The organism is Hyella patelloides LEGE 07179, assembly GCF_900659865.1.
GTDB lineage: Bacteria > Cyanobacteriota > Cyanobacteriia > Cyanobacteriales > Xenococcaceae > Hyella > Hyella patelloides.
This window is the reverse complement of the sequence record NZ_LR213798.1, coordinates 1-15,178: the sequence shown is the minus strand read 5'-3', so window position 1 is coordinate 15,178 and position 15,178 is coordinate 1. Positions and strand designations below refer to the sequence as shown.

The following is a 15,178-nucleotide window of genomic DNA, read 5'->3' as shown; positions in this document are numbered from 1 at the left end:
GACAGACTTGTCTCCTTAATTATTTAATCAAAATGTTAAATCGATGGAATTTACAATTCATGCTTTAGAAACAGCACCAGATGAGTCGAAAGAAGCATTAGCTCATGCCAAAGAAACTTTTGGTTTTATTCCTAATTTAGAGGGCATTTTGGCTGAAGCCCCAGCTTTGTTAAAAGGCTCGATGACGTTGTGGGATTTATTTGAAACTACCAGTTTTACTCCTATTGAACAGCAGGTTATTTATTTGACAGCCAACTATGAAAATTCTTGTAGCTACTGCATGGCAGCTCATTCAGGATTAGCCAAAATGACGGGAATATCTCAGGAGAATATTGAAGCTTTAAGAAATGGAACACCGATGCCAGAGCCAAAGTTACAAGCATTACGTCGTTTTACTCAAAAGATGGTACAGGAACGCGGTTGGGTTGAAGATCGTGAAATTGAAGCATTTATGACTGCTGGATACAGTAAACAGCAAGTATTAGAAGTAATTTTAGGTATAGCTGTTAAAGTAATGCATAACTACACAAATCATATTGCTAAAACCCCTCTGGATCGGCAATTTCAACCTAACATTTGGTCAAAACCAAGCACGTAGCAATAGTTTAAAACTCTAAAACTCATATATTTCATGGATTAAATCGCAATTGATCGGCTACGAGTCGCGTAATCGCTTTTGTGATTTATTCTAGAGAATTGCAGAAAAATATAATTGGCTCAACATTTCCGCTCTCGGAGGCTGGGCAGCTTATAAGCCAGCTAAACTTCGAGATGCAAAAACTCTAATTGATTTAGCTGGCAAAGATAATGAGCGAAAACAAAATACTAGAAATTTCAAGAGATGAGCAGGTATTTTCAATCTCAATAGAGCCTTGCGATCGCCAAGGCGACGGACAATTTATTCGAGAATTAACTAGAGCAAATTTCTATGATTCTTTAATTAAAACAATTGGTTGGAACGAAAACCGCCATCAAGAAGAACCGAAGTTTCCCGAACGATATCTTATGTTGTTTTGCGATCGTAATTGTATTGGTTTTTTTTCTTTACGCGATCGACCCCACTGCTTATACCTTGAGACATTGCAGCTAGTTCAACAGTTTCGTGGGCGTGGAATTGGTACGGCATTGCTAAAATTTGTTGAAGAGATTGCCAGTAGAAGAAAGAAAAGTAAAATTCAACTGAGAGTCTTTAAAGATAATCCAGTTCAGTCTTTGTATCATCGAACTGGGTTTAAATTGGTTGAGGATGAGGGATGGTGCTTGCTTATGGAAAAAGTTTTGAGTATTTCCCAAATAGAAAAGCGATCCTAGTAGAGAGTTCTCAATTGTTTAAATGATACCTAAAAGCAAGAAGAAAAAAAACTCATAAAAGTTAGCAAAATGGTAACTGCAAGTAATAATGCGATCGCTGTACTCAACATTGCTAATTTAAAGATGAATAGAATTTATTAACGAATACAAAAATCAAACTATTTTGTTTACATGATATCAAAGTAATTTCTACAGTAATTACATAGTCTGTTATTGTACATAATGTACACAAAGAAAAGATTCACTCTGATGTTTCTGCTAAAGTTCTACAATTTGTATAATGGTACATGGAAGCAGTAAGAAGACAAGAATCTGTGGAAAAAAGTAATAGTGCTAAAGATTTAGTGATTCGAGCGCAACGGTTATTAAAAGAGATAGCTCTTGACTTTGGAAGTCAGTTCGCGAGTCATTATCGTCGCCAGGTTGACAATTTATGCCAAGATATATTAAGCAGTTTAGAAAGAGACGATGAAGAAACACTTGTGATTGCTGAAGCCAACTTGCAAGATATTTTGTATGAATTAAATAAAGAAGTACGACTGCAATATAAAGCAGGATGGAATCAAGATTCAATAGCTCCAAAATGGTTTTTATAAACACTTTCTACAATGTAGATTATCTTTTGGTTCTTTCCTTTGTGGGGTTTAGTTCGATTAGCAGAAACAGATAATGTTGCTTTAAGTAACCTACTTCAACAATATGAAATTGACCTTACAACCTTAAACAATCAACTGGTAGAAACAGTTTAAATATTATTAATAGTGGCTATCTAATTGAATTAAAGTTTGCAGCAACACATTAGCTCCTTGGGTACATTGCTCTGGGGAGGTGTATTCCCCAGAATCGTGGGATACTCCCATTTCACTAGGAACAAAAATCATCCCCATATCAGTGATTTGCGCCATTTCTTGAGCATCGTGACTGGCGCGACTGGGCAAATGAGTGTAGGTTAAATTGAGATGTTGGCAACTATTGGCGATCGCTTTTTGTAAATAGGGTTCGACTAATGCTGGTTCATTATGCAAACAAGAATTTAAACTAATTTGGGTTTTGGTAGCAACGGCAATTCCCTCTAGATGGGTGCGTAATTTTTCGAGCAAGCTATCAATATGTAAACTGGATAAATCGCGAATGTCCAGACTCATTTCTACCCAACCAGGAATGACATTAGCAGCATTGGGAGAGACTTGCATTTTACCCACTGTAGCTACTTGTTGCCCAGGAGTATTACCGATTTTATTAACAGCTAACACTACTTGAGCAGCAGCTACCAGAGCATCACAGCGCATCTGCATTGGTGTTGTACCTGCATGGTTAGCACTACCTTGGACAGTAATTTTAAATCGTCTTTGTCCCACAATACCTTCTACAACACCGATTTGTTTGTGCATCGATTCTAAAACAGGTCCTTGTTCCACATGAAGTTCCACAAATGCAGCAATATCTTGAGAAGAACGACGAGCCTGAGCAATATAATCCCAGTTACCCCCTACTCTTTCTAAACAGGTATAAATATCAGTGCCATCGGGACGACGATAATAACCAGGATTGTTAATTACTCTACCAGAGATGGCTTTAGAGCCAATCATCGTACTTTCTTCGTCGGTAAAGACAATTACTTCTATAGCGCGATCCAGTTTTAGCTGATTTTCATGGAGAACTCGCACTACTTCTAATCCTGCTAAGACTCCATAAGCACCATCATAATGCCCACCACAGGGAACGGTATCAATGTGCGAACCCGTTGCTATGGCTGGTAGATCGGGATATTTCCCTGAATATTTGCCAATAATGTTACCCGCAGCATCAATTCTGACTTGCATTTGAAGTTCTTTCATCCAGTGCATTACTAGGTTACGAGCTTCTATATCTTCTGTACTATAGGCGATGCGTTTTACACCACCTTTGGGAAGTTTGCCAATTTGAGCTAAACGAGCAATACTTTGATTCAAGCGATCGCCATTTATTAATAAGTGATTATAAATAATTGATTTCATAAAATGAATAGAGGCTAAAAAATTTTGCATACTGTATACAAACATTAAAAGCCAAGACCTGATTTTTGAGAAGTGTTGCTGAATACAGTTATGAAGGTGACTTACCCACGCTGACCTGACGGTACAGACGTGGGCTTCTGAGTTGCCCACAATTGATGGACAAGCAGAACTTCCTTCAGGATACTATTGGTAGTGGATTCAATCACTACTGGATTCTCCTTACGGCGTTTGATTCGTGGGAACAAGTCCAGCCCACGCCTCTTGACGTTAACCGAGCTATTAATATCGCGTGTAAGATAGTTGAGTTTAATGGCGAACAAGATCATATTCACTTACTTTTTCAGTATCATCCAGAGGTACAGTTAAGTAGACTGGTCAACAGCCTCAAAAGCGTTTCTAGTCGAAAGTTGAGACAGGAATTTCTGCTAGAACTAGAGAAAACTTACTATCAGAAAAAAGTTGTCTGGAACAGTAGTTACTTTCTTGCTTCGTGTGGAGGTGTAACTATTTCTACTCTCAGAAAATATATCGAAAATCAAGACAAACCAATAACATGAGAAGGCGATTCATGAGGGGCTGACTGCGTGGGTTTCCCGCGCAGTTTAAACGCCCCATCCTACAAGAAATGCTATCGCATACAGATGTAGGGCTTCTCGCCGATTAGCTAAATCGGATATACTGTGGTGGATTAAACTGTAAGATATTTAGCAATTAGTAGTAGAGTTTAATATGCCCGATCTGGCAACTTTTGGTCTTTTCCTTACAGCTAGCTTTATTCTCAGCATTACTCCAGGGCCAGGTATTCTCTACATCTTGGCACGTAGTCTTCACGGTGGTAAAGCTGAAGGTGTCTTATCTGGCTTAGGTCTTTTTGTAGGAGGACTTTTTCATGTTTTTGCAGCAACAATCGGAATTTCTAGCCTATTAATGACTTCTGCTGTAGCATTTACTATTGTGAAATATGTCGGAGCGACTTATCTAATTTACTTGGGACTTAGAACTCTCTTGAGTCGAGATACTATATCACCTTCAAATCGGTCGATATTAGAGCCGAAACGCAGAAAAAGTGCATTCTATCAAGGAATTATTACCGAGATTCTAAACCCTAAAACAGCGTTATTTTTTTTGGCGTTTATTCCACAGTTTATTAATGTCGCCAATGGCAATATTTTCACCCAGTTTCTAGTTTTAGGTCTAATCACAAATTCACTTAATTTCGTAGCTGGTTTTGTTGTGGCTACATTCGCGGGAGCAATTGGACAGAAGTTGCAAACAAGCTATAGATTTAGACAAGGTCAGCGCATTACTTCAGGGTTTACATTAATTGGACTTGGAGCATATGTAGCTGTAGCCGAGCAAAAGTAAAGTATTTTCAAAATGCAGCTTGTCAATGCAGAAACTATAAAGGTAGTCAGAGCTAAATCTTATTACTAATTGTTCGACAAAATAATCACATAAGTAAGTGCCTCCAAAAGTTTTTAATTTCTTTTAAAAGGTATTTTATTTCCGATGCTCGATCAACCTATTTTATACGGTGAAACTGTTATCCTACGTCCTATATGTGCTGAAGATGCCGATGTCTTTTTTGCTTCTTTAACGGATCGAGATCTCAATTATTTTACAGGGACGTATCAAACATTTACGTTTGAGCAAGTCAAAGCACATTATGCACGAGTTGTTGATGCTGACGATCGCGTCGACTACGCTATTACATCTAGGGAAAACCCAAGCATAGTGATGGGAGAAGTTGTGCTGAATGATATCAACTGGCATAACCGTTCGTCGAGTTTTCGTATTGCACTTCTGAGCAAAAAACTTTTTGGAAAAGGCTATGGAACACAAGCAACACAGCTAATACTCCAATATGGATTCGAGAATTTAGCTCTACATCGTATTGACTTGGAGGTCTATGAATTTAATCCACGTGCTGTATATGTTTACGAAAAAGTGGGCTTTAAACATGAGGGAGTGAAGCGTGACGCACTCTTTTGGCAGGGTGAGTATTACAACGCGATTTTGATGAGCATACTAAAATCTGATTACTACCAATTATAACTTATCGAGCTATAGCGATCGCAAAAATCAGGAATTTACAATGACGAAAGGCTCGCCTCTATTCCAATCAAGCATTTCACGGTATATATAAGTTATGTTATTTCTCTCGTGAAATTCATGTCTCAGTTTGACCAATCCGCCCTGAAAGCTCGAAATAAATTGCTAGCTATGTTTTTGGTGCATATCGTCTTAGATGCCATGCTGGTGGCTATTGCAAAAGATATATGGGCTATTGGTCGCATTTTAGTCACCATTGTAGTGATGTACTTTGTTTTACAAGGGCGCAAATGGGCTAAGTGGGTTCTAATGGGTATCTTTAGTTTTCTGGTTGTTGCTCTAATAGCATTGGTTATTGCCCTATATTCAAAGCTCTCTACCGTCCTTATTGTTGGAAGCTCGATCTTGACCGTTCTCAGTGCAATTATTGTGATTTATATCGCTTGTAGCAAAGATTTAAATCGTTATTTTTCTTACAAAAGACCAGCCTCTTTTTGATAGCAACCTGATGTTGAATTAGTTGTGTTGCCAAAACCTGAAACCGAGTTGTAGTACAATCAAGATTTGATTACGTTTTTATTTCCCGACAAGTCTAATATGGCAATCTGCATTCGAGAAATATACCCAGATGAATTAGAGTGGGTTAACCAACAATACGACTCAATTGGGTTTGTTGCCACAGATTTAAGCAGTCGCCAATTTATAGCAATAAGCGATCGCCAAAAGGCGGGTTTAGGGCGGTTAGTTTATATAGATAATGAAGTGTGGGAATTGGGAGGAATTTATGTTCTACCGAAGTTTCGAGGGCAATCTGTAGCCAGAAAAATCGTCCAACATTTGCTGCTACAAGCCAATTATGAACATTTATACTGTATTCCATTCACCAATCTTGGTAACTTTTACAAAGGAATGGGTTTTGTGGAATGTTCAAACAGTAGTAAAATTCCCGAAAAGATTAAACAGAAGTATCAATGGTGTCAGCATACTTATTCTCAAGGAGTTCTGTTGCTAGAAATTGCTCTTAGCTAAACATCATAGATTAGTAATTTAGGAAAATAGAGCGATCGCAATTTTAATAAATAAGTAACCTTTTCTCTTCACTTTGCCACTATTAAATAGACTCTTTTAGTGAGGTAAATGTGTCAGAGCCTAGTGATACAGAATTATTTTTTTTAGCATTAGAGGGAGATAAAACTGCATTCGGTCGGCTTGTGTTACGCTATCAACCAATGGCTCAACAGATTGCTAATCGGAATGATTGGTAACGAAGATTTGGCTCAAGAGCTTGTGCAGGAGGCTATGTTACAAGCCTATCTGTCACTAAAAAAACTTCGCAATCCCAAACGCTTTAAAAGTTGGTTATATGGCATTGTTCTCAATGTTTGTCGTAATGATTTGCGTCGTCGTAAGATAATTCCCTTTTCTCTCGAAACAATGATTGGAGATTTAGGTAGTGAACCATTATCAATTGGTGAAAGTTCCCCCGACCCCCAGCAGATTGCGGAACAAAGAGAACTACATACTGCATTACTACAAGCTATTGATGGTCTATCTCACAGAAATCGTCTGGCGACTTTGCTGTTCTACCAAGAACAACTTAGTTTACAAGAAGTAGCAGATCGTTTAAATATTTCAGTTGGTGCGGTAAAGGGACGTTTGCATAAGGCTCGCCATCAACTGAGAAAACAATTGTTACCTCTTAAAAATCAAACTCAATCTACTTTAGTTCAGGAGCAGAAAACAATGACAAGTAACACTATTACTTACACTGAGAAAGAGCTTTACTGTTCATTTTGTGGTAAAGACAAAGAGCAGGTAAATTTTCTGATTGCAGGGCCAATTGTCAGAAATGCACGCATTTACATCTGTGGCGAATGTGTAGATGAATGTAACAAAATCATTAGCGAAGCAACGCCTCCATCGAAAGATTAAGAAAATAAAGATAGATAAACTGGGTTTTTTGTTGCTCGATTATCTTTTTAAAGCTCTAAGCTCACTTGCTTTTAAGCTAACTGCCTACATACCAGCTTAAAGCTTATAGCTTATGGCTTATAGCTGGAGCAAAGCCCCTTTATTTTTTAAGCTGTATAACGTTCCCTTGATAAATGGGATATTTTCCAAATTTACCTAAACTATTGAGTTGAATTTGATATGGTCGATCGCTTTGCTCAAATTGTAAGTCTACTATTTTAGTATCTGGTAACTTACAAGCACGATGAGGATAACAAATATAGACAAATTGGGTTTGTTGTTGCTCGATTAGTTTTTGAGAAAACTGGATTAATTCGGGAACTTTATTAATAGTAAAAAAGATTTCTTGTTCTGTAGTAGATGCTTGTAGAGATTGACCAACAAATTCATGGGATATTACAATATATTGATTGTTGTTTGTTTGTATGAATTCTACAGCAGGAGCAGTTTCTTGATTATTTTTTGCGAGTATTTGAGTAGCTTGCCAAACATTTTTATGAATGCCGATCGCAGACAGTAAAACTACGATAAAAATAGCACTATATTTAATAATTTTATTATTATTTGCCTGTTGTAACTGAACGCTGGTTAATAAAATAATTACTGGTACCAGCATTAGTAAAAATCTGACCCCCCATTGTTTACCTCCTGGAATTAACCCTTGAGTACCCACAGGAACTAACAAGGAAACACCAATCATAAAAGCAATAATAGCCAAGTAGATAATTATATATATAATCGGAAAATCAATTAACTTAAATTGTAATAATATTACTCTTTGAATAAGATAAAAAACTGCACATAAAATCGGAAAAATAATAATTGGTAAATATTCTAAAAGATCGCTACTCATACTTGTAAAGTTTTGCCAACTTCCCAATAAGCGATCGCTTAAAGCAATGGATTCAACTACTTGAATACCATGTATCCCCACGGCATAACCATAAATGATTTTATTGGTTACAAAGAAACCGACAACAGTAACAATTGTACTAATAACTAAAATTAACTGTTGTTTAGTGGCAAAAAGAATTGGTTGTAATTGTTTAAAGTCTAAAAATATAATATTCTGCCACCAAAAATAGCTACTGGTAAAAATAGCCAAGCCAATCATAATCACTACTACACAAATAAATTCTGGTCGAAACCAAACAGACAACCCAATTAAAATACCGCTCATAATAGTTTTAACTGTAGATGGGCTAGTAACATCATTAAAGAAAAACCATAAAGAAAGTCCTGTAAAAGCTAATGCTAAAGCAAAAGTATGCTCCCAATACATAGCACTATAGACAGTTAGATAAGAGCCAAAAATTAAACATATTAGTCCTAAAGCAGTTACTAAACTATCTAACTTAAGTTTTAGACAATCTAAATAAAAAACAAGCCAAATAACCCAACAAGATACCAACGGAATAACATATAAACCTCGGTAGCCAAACAAAGCATAAAAAGGCGCAGCCACCAAAGGAAAGGTATAGGGAAACGTAATATAGTATTTTCCTGCTACCTGATAAACATAAGGTTTATCGTAAGGATATAACCCAGTATCCCATAACTCTCTAACCCAAGCCACATCAGGAGTAGCTAAATAAAAACGGAAATCTCCACTAGCTAACTGTTTTGCCAGTAAAGCTTTTAGTCCCCCATCTCCACTAAAATAAACTCCATCAGCAACTTGTCCCTGTAGCAAAAGAGAAAATAAAATTCCTCCGAAGATAATCACTAAAGAAATAGATTTTAATTTCATTCAAAGTTTAGATAATTAAATCAGCAATGTACGTTCAAAAAACCAAAATAATAGATACTATTTTAGAAAAAGCAATTCGAGGTCAAGATATTGCAGAATCAGAAGCCTTAATATTGCTACAACAGCAACAGCCATCAAAAATCGCGGAAATTAAAAATACCGCAGACTATTTGAGGCAAAAACAAATTGGTGAAACTGTTACCTATGTTGTCAATCGCAATATTAACTTCACCAACATTTGCGAGCAACATTGTAGCTTTTGTGCTTTCCGTCGTGATGCGGATACAGAAGGAGCATTTTGGCTTAATACAGAGCAAATTATGGCAAAAACAGTCGAAGCAGTAGCTCAAGGAGCGACAGAAATTTGTATGCAGGGAGGATTACATCCAGAAGCCAAAATAAATGGAACATCTCTGGCTTATTATCAACAGCTAATTAAAACCATTAAGCAGCACTTTCCCCAGATACACCTCCATGCTTTTTCTCCCCAGGAAATCCAGTTTATCGCCCGTGAAGACCATCTGAGTTATGAAAAGGTTATAATTGCCCTTAAATCCGTTGGATTAGGCTCTATGCCTGGTACTGCTGCGGAAATACTCGATGATCCCGTTAGAAAAATTATTTGTCCTGAAAAAATTAACACTGCTACCTGGTTAGAAATTGTCAGTACCGCCCATCGTTTAGGCATTCCCACCACTAGCACCATGTTATCTGGTCATGTAGAAACCCCAGAACAACAAATAAGTCACTTGAGTAAATTGCGATCGCTACAACAAAAAGCCTTACAATATAACTATCCTGCCAAAATCACGGAATTTATTATCCTTCCCTTTGTCGGAGAATCAGCCCCCGCACCTATCCGTAAGAGAGTAGGCAGAGATCAACCCATAATTGCCGATACTTTATTACTCACTGCTGTCGCCAGAATATTTTTAGGTAATTGGATACAGAATCATCAACCCAGTTGGGTCAAACTAGGTTTAGAAGCAGCTACAGAAGCACTGCTCTGGGGTTGTAACGATATAGGAGGTACACTGATGGAAGAACATATTACCACTATGGCAGGAGCAAAAGGAGGCACTTGTATGAGTGTTGACAAGCTCCAAAAAGCGATCGCTTCTTTAAAACGCCCCTGTAGTCAAAGAAATACTACATATCATAGTATAAATAACTAATGGGTAACCTGGAATAACTTCAATTTTGTTGAAGTTAGTCTAAAATTGACATGAAAATTACTACAAGAATATGTGCATGAGAGTATTAGTTACTGGTGGCGCGGGTTTTCTTGGTTCTCACCTGATAGATCGTTTAATGGCACAAGGACATGAAGTTCTTTGTTTAGATAACTTTTACACTGGTCATAAACGTAATATCCTCAATTGGGTAGGTCATCCCTATTTTGAATTAATTCGCCACGATATTACTGAACCTATTCGTTTGGAAGTGGATCAAATTTATCACTTAGCTTGTCCCGCATCTCCTGTTCATTACCAATACAATCCTGTAAAAACCATCAAAGTTAACGTGATGGGAACATTGAATATGTTAGGACTAGCCAAAAGAGTTAAAGCAAGATTTCTGCTGGCTTCTACTTCAGAAGTTTATGGCGATCCTGATGTGCATCCCCAGACTGAAGATTATAGAGGAAACGTTAATTGTATCGGTACTAGAAGTTGTTACGATGAGGGAAAAAGAGTAGCGGAAACTCTAGCTTTTGACTACCATCGTCAAAACAACGTAGATATTCGAGTAATGCGTATTTTTAATACTTATGGCCCTCGAATGCTGGAAAATGATGGACGAGTAGTTAGTAATTTTATTGTTCAAGCATTAAAAGGTATTCCTTTAACTATTTATGGAGATGGTTCACAAACTCGTAGTTTTTGTTATGCCTCTGATTTGATAGAAGGTATGATTCGCCTCATGAATGGAGATCATATTGGCCCTGTTAACATTGGTAACCCTGGAGAGTATACAATTCTCGAATTGGCACAAACTATTCAAAAAATGGTCAATCCTGATGCAAAATTAGTCTTTAAACCCTTACCCCAAGACGACCCCAAACAGCGACAACCAGATATTACTAGGGCTAAACAATGGTTAGGTTGGAAACCGACGATTTCTCTCCAAGAAGGATTAAAACTAACTATTGACGACTTCCGCACTCGTTTGGAAGCTCAAAAATCTTAGGTATAATTGTCGATCTGCATTAGAATTTTAAATTAGCGATCGCTATTGGTAACAGCTTATTCATAAATTGAGGATTAAATACTATGCGTGTTTGCGTCATTGGCACAGGATATGTTGGATTAGTAACAGGTGTTTGTTTATCTCACATTGGTCATGATGTGATATGTGTTGATAACAACGAAGAAAAAGTTAAATTAATGCAATCAGGACAATCCCCTATTTATGAGCCAGGATTGTCAGAATTAATGCAATCTTCGGCTGCTTCAGGAAAGCTCACATTTACTTCCGATCTCGCTAAAGGAGTAGATCATGGAGAAATTTTATTTATTGCAGTGGGAACTCCTCCTTTGCCCACAGGAGAAAGCGATACTCGTTATGTAGAAGCTGTGGCTCGTGGAATTGGCACTCATCTCAAGAGCGACTATAAAGTTATTGTCAACAAATCCACCGTTCCCATTGGTTCGGGGGATTGGGTACGCATGATCGTACTAGATGGTGCCACCGAAAAACAAAAATCTCTCGTGGGTGCTGGTGGAGTCAGTACAGAAAACGCCAACGTTAACTTTGATGTTGTCAGTAACCCAGAATTCTTGCGCGAAGGCTCGGCAGTTTTTGATACCTTTAACCCAGATCGCATTGTGTTGGGTGGTAATGGAGAAAAAGCGATCGCTATGATGCAGGAACTCTATCAACCCATTGTCAACAGAAAAGTCGCTAAAGATAAGTCTCTACCCCCTGTACCAGTGGTAGTTACCGACTTGAGTTCGGCTGAAATGATCAAGTATGCTGCTAACTCCTTCCTCGCTACTAAAATCAGTTTTATCAACGAAGTAGCTAATATATGCGATCGTGTAGGTGCAGATGTGGTTCAAGTAGCCAAAGGTATCGGTTTAGACTCCCGTATTGGTAACAAATTTTTACAAGCTGGTATTGGTTGGGGAGGCTCTTGTTTCCCTAAAGATGTCTCGGCATTAATTCATACTGCTGATGATTATGGTTATGAGGCAGAACTTTTAAAATCTGCGGTGAGTGTCAACATTCGTCAACGTTCTATTTCCTTAGAGAAATTACAACAAGAGTTAAAAATTCTCAAAGGTAAAACTGTTGGTTTACTAGGACTTACTTTTAAACCCGATACTGACGATATGAGAGATGCTCCTGCTTTAACTCTCATTGAACAATTAAATCGCCTCGGTGCAAGAGTCAAAGCTTACGATCCGATTGTTTCTCAATCAGGACTCAGTCATGGTTTAACTGGAGTAATTATCGAAACTGATGCCGAGATGTTAGCAGATGGCTGTGATGCTCTGGTTTTAGTTACTGATTGGAAAGAATTTATCAAACTAGACTTTGGCAAAATGGCAAACCAAATGAACAATCCCGTAATTATTGATGGTCGTAATTTCTTAGATCGTTCCACTTTAGAACAAGCTGGTTTCCGCTATCTTGGTATCGGTCACTAATCAAGTAACCAACAGTAAAGTAAATTTAATTTATTTTATCTGGAAAATCTCTAGGATGGGCAATGCCCATCTTTTTTTGTTTGTGATGGGATATAACATCCAATTTGATTTTAACAGTATACTTTTTCAGGGTAAGCTATAGCCGTACAAAATTAGATTAGGACATTAAAATTTACGAGATCGGAAGTAATAAGTAATAAGTAATAAGTAATAAGTAATGAGTTTTTTGATTAAAATGCCCAAAAATGTGAGGGGCTGACACCGCCTTCGAAGGGCGGTGCTTGTACGCCCCGTCTTAACGTTAATACGTAACGCTATAATACCAAATTATGATGACAGACCACATTTTTGGCTAAAACAGTAACACTCTGTATATATTGTTTCTCCAAGAGAAACTTAAAATATTTATCATAAGTAAGATTAAGAACAATCAAAACAAGACTTATTTGAGTAAATAGAGACAACTAACTAAAGTTCACTGTAAAGGCAAGAAATCAATTAAAAAATAATGATCGATAACATTATAAATTTCTGGCAAAAAAAAATTTTACCAAGTAACCTCTTGCGATTAGGATTAACCGCCTTTACTCTAGTCATCTTATTAATCTTCACCGCTTACCAACCTTTGTTAGGAAGTTCCCCACCTCAAGTTTCCGAGGGAGTTTCTGTAGTTAATCAACCTATTCTACAAGTAACCAGGCTCAATCTAGAAGTAGTCAAACAGTTGTTAGCAGAGTTGGGTTATCAAGTCGAAATCGTTCAAAGTCTCGAAAATAAAGATTTACATTTAGTGCCGATTATTACTTCTAAAAATAGTAATGTTCGGCTTTCTTCTGAAAAATTAATGGCAACTAACTTAGTAACCCAAAAGTTGTTAGAGTTAGTTACTATTCCTCCCCAAGATATTGATGAATATCTTACTTTAACGAAGTCAGAGGAAGCCCCGTCTTTTCAAGGCGGGGTCTCTCTGACCTCAGAAAACAAGCCAAAAAACATCACTCTGAATCAGAATTATCCCCGTCAATGGATCGATCGCAACCGAGAACGGGTAAATCATTGGCTAGCGATCGCCAAAAAGCAAACTGTAGAAACCAAAGAACAACCTGTAGCTACCCTAGTTAATAACTCTACCTCCAAAGAAGCCACCGCAACTACAAACAAAACCTTCAAAGTAGTTACCAAAAGATTTGAACCCCTAGTTAACTATGAAGAAGATCGTTATCAAGGTTTTAGTATTGATTTTTGGGATGAGATCGCAGAGCGACTAGGAATTAATTATGAGCTATCTGGTGTTGAGACAATCGATCGACTACTAAATCAAGTAAAAAATAACACTGCGGATATAGCGATCGCTGGTATTAGCATTACCGCAGAAAGAGAACAAGAAATGGATTTTTCTCATTCCTACTACGAATCGGGGTTGCAAATTTTAGTACCTCAGCGAGCAACAACTATTTCCCAATCTATTTGGAACAGAATATTAGCCATAGTTACTCGCCCTCAACTTTACTTTGGTATTGGTGTTTTTATTCTTATTTTGTTAGTTGCTGCTCACATTATTTGGTTGACAGAACGCAATCATAATCCAGAATTTCCTTCAGGATATTCGCAGGGTATTTGGGAATCTTTTTGGTGGGCTGCGGTGACAGTTACCACTGTGGGCTATGGTGACAAAACACCCCGTAAATTGCCAGGAAGAATATTTGGTTTATTCTGGATGTGTGCGGGATACTTTATTTTTGCCTATTTCACTGCTACCGTAACTACCAGCTTAACCATAGATGGCTTGAATTCCAGCATCAAAGGAATTGAGGATTTAAGAGGAAAAGAAGTTGCTACTATTGCAGGAACTACTGCTAACCAATATCTCAGAGAACAGAAAATAGCTACTATTCCCTACAAAAATCAAGAGCAAGCTTATCTAGCTCTACAAACTCGGCAAATAGACGCTCTAGTTTATGATGCTCCAGCTTTACAATACTATGTCCATAATCAAGGAGCAGGAAAGGTAAAAATAGTAGGAAGTATCTTTAAGCCTCAAAATTACGGTATTGCTTTACCAATTAATAGTCCTTACCGTAAGCAAATTAACTCTGCTTTACTACAGCTAATGGAAGATGGAACTTATCAGGAAATTAAAACCAGATGGTTTGGAGACTAAAGGCGTGATCTCAGAAGGCAACATACATAAAGCAAAAGCAGGGTGAGCAATTCTCCTGCTGGAAACCTAAACGGAAGAAAATACAGAGTACGATCGACATTCAATATAGTCATTCCAATTAATTTCCTTACTCACGGTTCGCTTAAATCAAAAATGATTAGGGAAATAAAATAGCTAAAGTGTATGCTGTTATTGAAATTCAATGAATAGAGAGAGCTATATTATTGAAAGGAACGATTTCAGAACGAGCAGATGATCTACCTCTAATCATCCATTGGTTAAA

General features: G+C 37.5%; 14 protein-coding genes and 2 pseudogenes. 14 read left to right on the top strand and 2 right to left on the bottom strand.

The window, feature by feature from the left end:
- The first annotated feature begins 43 nt into the window (after nt 1–43).
- From H1P_RS07570 to H1P_RS07560, 3 genes and pseudogenes are all read left to right on the top strand, one after another.
- Nucleotides 44–598: a carboxymuconolactone decarboxylase family protein gene (locus H1P_RS07570; RefSeq protein ID WP_144865703.1), complete on the top strand. Its 555-nt coding sequence runs from the start codon at nt 44–46 to the stop codon at nt 596–598.
- 209 nt (nt 599–807) lie between these two features.
- Entirely contained in the window at nt 808–1,311 is a 504-nt protein-coding gene (locus H1P_RS07565) for a GNAT family N-acetyltransferase (RefSeq protein ID WP_144865701.1), read from the top strand.
- A 302-nt stretch (nt 1,312–1,613) separates the two neighbouring features.
- A pseudogene (locus tag H1P_RS07560) lies at nt 1,614–1,859 on the top strand (molecular chaperone DnaK); the annotation flags it as partial.
- A gap of 207 nt (nt 1,860–2,066) precedes the next feature.
- On the opposite strand, the gene H1P_RS07550 reads toward H1P_RS07560, so the two are convergent.
- On the bottom strand, nt 2,067–3,308 hold the full coding sequence (locus H1P_RS07550; RefSeq protein ID WP_144865697.1) for a Zn-dependent hydrolase: 1,242 nt from the start codon (nt 3,306–3,308) through the stop codon (nt 2,067–2,069).
- A 290-nt stretch (nt 3,309–3,598) separates the two neighbouring features.
- Between H1P_RS07550 and tnpA the strand changes: the two are divergent.
- From tnpA to H1P_RS07520, 7 genes and pseudogenes are all read left to right on the top strand, one after another.
- Nucleotides 3,599–3,865 (top strand): annotated as a pseudogene (tnpA, locus tag H1P_RS07545) (IS200/IS605 family transposase); the annotation flags it as partial.
- Between the two features lie 172 nt (nt 3,866–4,037).
- On the top strand, nt 4,038–4,673 hold the full coding sequence (locus H1P_RS07540; RefSeq protein WP_144865695.1) for a LysE family translocator: 636 nt from the start codon (nt 4,038–4,040) through the stop codon (nt 4,671–4,673).
- A gap of 144 nt (nt 4,674–4,817) precedes the next feature.
- Nucleotides 4,818–5,363: a GNAT family N-acetyltransferase gene (locus tag H1P_RS07535; protein WP_144865693.1), complete on the top strand. Its 546-nt coding sequence runs from the start codon at nt 4,818–4,820 to the stop codon at nt 5,361–5,363.
- A 117-nt stretch (nt 5,364–5,480) separates the two neighbouring features.
- Nucleotides 5,481–5,858 carry a hypothetical protein gene (locus H1P_RS07530; RefSeq protein WP_144865691.1) on the top strand — a complete coding sequence of 126 codons (378 nt, stop codon included), beginning with the start codon at nt 5,481–5,483 and terminating at the stop codon, nt 5,856–5,858.
- A 99-nt stretch (nt 5,859–5,957) separates the two neighbouring features.
- Nucleotides 5,958–6,389, top strand: coding sequence for a GNAT family N-acetyltransferase (locus H1P_RS07525; protein ID WP_144865689.1), 432 nt, complete (start codon nt 5,958–5,960; stop codon nt 6,387–6,389).
- A gap of 110 nt (nt 6,390–6,499) precedes the next feature.
- Nucleotides 6,500–6,625 carry a hypothetical protein gene (locus H1P_RS38850; protein ID WP_281291117.1) on the top strand — a complete coding sequence of 42 codons (126 nt, stop codon included), beginning with the start codon at nt 6,500–6,502 and terminating at the stop codon, nt 6,623–6,625.
- On the top strand, nt 6,615–7,292 hold the full coding sequence (locus tag H1P_RS07520; RefSeq protein WP_144865687.1) for an RNA polymerase sigma factor: 678 nt from the start codon (nt 6,615–6,617) through the stop codon (nt 7,290–7,292). Before H1P_RS38850 ends, H1P_RS07520 begins: the two co-directional genes overlap by 11 nt.
- 139 nt (nt 7,293–7,431) lie before the next feature.
- On the opposite strand, the gene H1P_RS07515 is transcribed toward H1P_RS07520, so the two are convergent.
- The gene (locus H1P_RS07515; protein WP_144865685.1) at nt 7,432–9,081 is read right to left on the bottom strand and encodes an LA_3751/LA_3752 family putative glycosyltransferase; all 1,650 of its coding nucleotides are present in this window, start codon (nt 9,079–9,081) and stop codon (nt 7,432–7,434) included.
- A gap of 26 nt (nt 9,082–9,107) precedes the next feature.
- On the opposite strand from H1P_RS07515, the gene cofH reads away from it, so the two are divergent.
- The 4 genes from cofH (at nt 9,108) to H1P_RS07495 (ending at nt 14,895) form a co-directional block, all read left to right on the top strand.
- Complete coding sequence (gene cofH, locus H1P_RS07510) at nt 9,108–10,256, top strand: 7,8-didemethyl-8-hydroxy-5-deazariboflavin synthase subunit CofH (protein ID WP_144865683.1); 1,149 nt, start codon at nt 9,108–9,110, stop codon at nt 10,254–10,256.
- A 76-nt stretch (nt 10,257–10,332) separates the two neighbouring features.
- The gene (locus H1P_RS07505) at nt 10,333–11,271 is read left to right on the top strand and encodes a UDP-glucuronic acid decarboxylase family protein (RefSeq protein ID WP_144865681.1); all 939 of its coding nucleotides are present in this window, start codon (nt 10,333–10,335) and stop codon (nt 11,269–11,271) included.
- 83 nt (nt 11,272–11,354) lie between these two features.
- A complete protein-coding gene (locus H1P_RS07500; protein ID WP_144865679.1) occupies nt 11,355–12,734 on the top strand; it encodes a UDP-glucose dehydrogenase family protein in 1,380 nt (459 codons plus the stop codon).
- Nucleotides 12,735–13,242: 508 nt separating this feature from the next.
- A complete protein-coding gene (locus tag H1P_RS07495) occupies nt 13,243–14,895 on the top strand; it encodes a transporter substrate-binding domain-containing protein (protein ID WP_144865678.1) in 1,653 nt (550 codons plus the stop codon).
- The last annotated feature ends 283 nt before the right edge of the window (nt 14,896–15,178 follow it).

Excerpts from the sequence above, each read along its gene's own strand:
- H1P_RS07570 (WP_144865703.1), top strand. The coding sequence starts at position 44 with ATGGAATTTACAATTCATGCTTTAGAAACAGCACCAGATGAGTCGAAA.
- H1P_RS07565 (WP_144865701.1), top strand. The coding sequence starts at position 808 with ATGAGCGAAAACAAAATACTAGAAATTTCAAGAGATGAGCAGGTATTT.
- H1P_RS07550 (WP_144865697.1), bottom strand. The coding sequence starts at position 3,308 with ATGAAATCAATTATTTATAATCACTTATTAATAAATGGCGATCGCTTG.
- H1P_RS07540 (WP_144865695.1), top strand. The coding sequence starts at position 4,038 with ATGCCCGATCTGGCAACTTTTGGTCTTTTCCTTACAGCTAGCTTTATT.
- H1P_RS07535 (WP_144865693.1), top strand. The coding sequence starts at position 4,818 with ATGCTCGATCAACCTATTTTATACGGTGAAACTGTTATCCTACGTCCT.
- H1P_RS07530 (WP_144865691.1), top strand. The coding sequence starts at position 5,481 with ATGTCTCAGTTTGACCAATCCGCCCTGAAAGCTCGAAATAAATTGCTA.
- H1P_RS07525 (WP_144865689.1), top strand. The coding sequence starts at position 5,958 with ATGGCAATCTGCATTCGAGAAATATACCCAGATGAATTAGAGTGGGTT.
- H1P_RS07520 (WP_144865687.1), top strand. The coding sequence starts at position 6,615 with ATGATTGGTAACGAAGATTTGGCTCAAGAGCTTGTGCAGGAGGCTATG.
- H1P_RS07515 (WP_144865685.1), bottom strand. The coding sequence starts at position 9,081 with ATGAAATTAAAATCTATTTCTTTAGTGATTATCTTCGGAGGAATTTTA.
- cofH (WP_144865683.1), top strand. The coding sequence starts at position 9,108 with ATGTACGTTCAAAAAACCAAAATAATAGATACTATTTTAGAAAAAGCA.
- H1P_RS07505 (WP_144865681.1), top strand. The coding sequence starts at position 10,333 with ATGAGAGTATTAGTTACTGGTGGCGCGGGTTTTCTTGGTTCTCACCTG.
- H1P_RS07500 (WP_144865679.1), top strand. The coding sequence starts at position 11,355 with ATGCGTGTTTGCGTCATTGGCACAGGATATGTTGGATTAGTAACAGGT.
- H1P_RS07495 (WP_144865678.1), top strand. The coding sequence starts at position 13,243 with ATGATCGATAACATTATAAATTTCTGGCAAAAAAAAATTTTACCAAGT.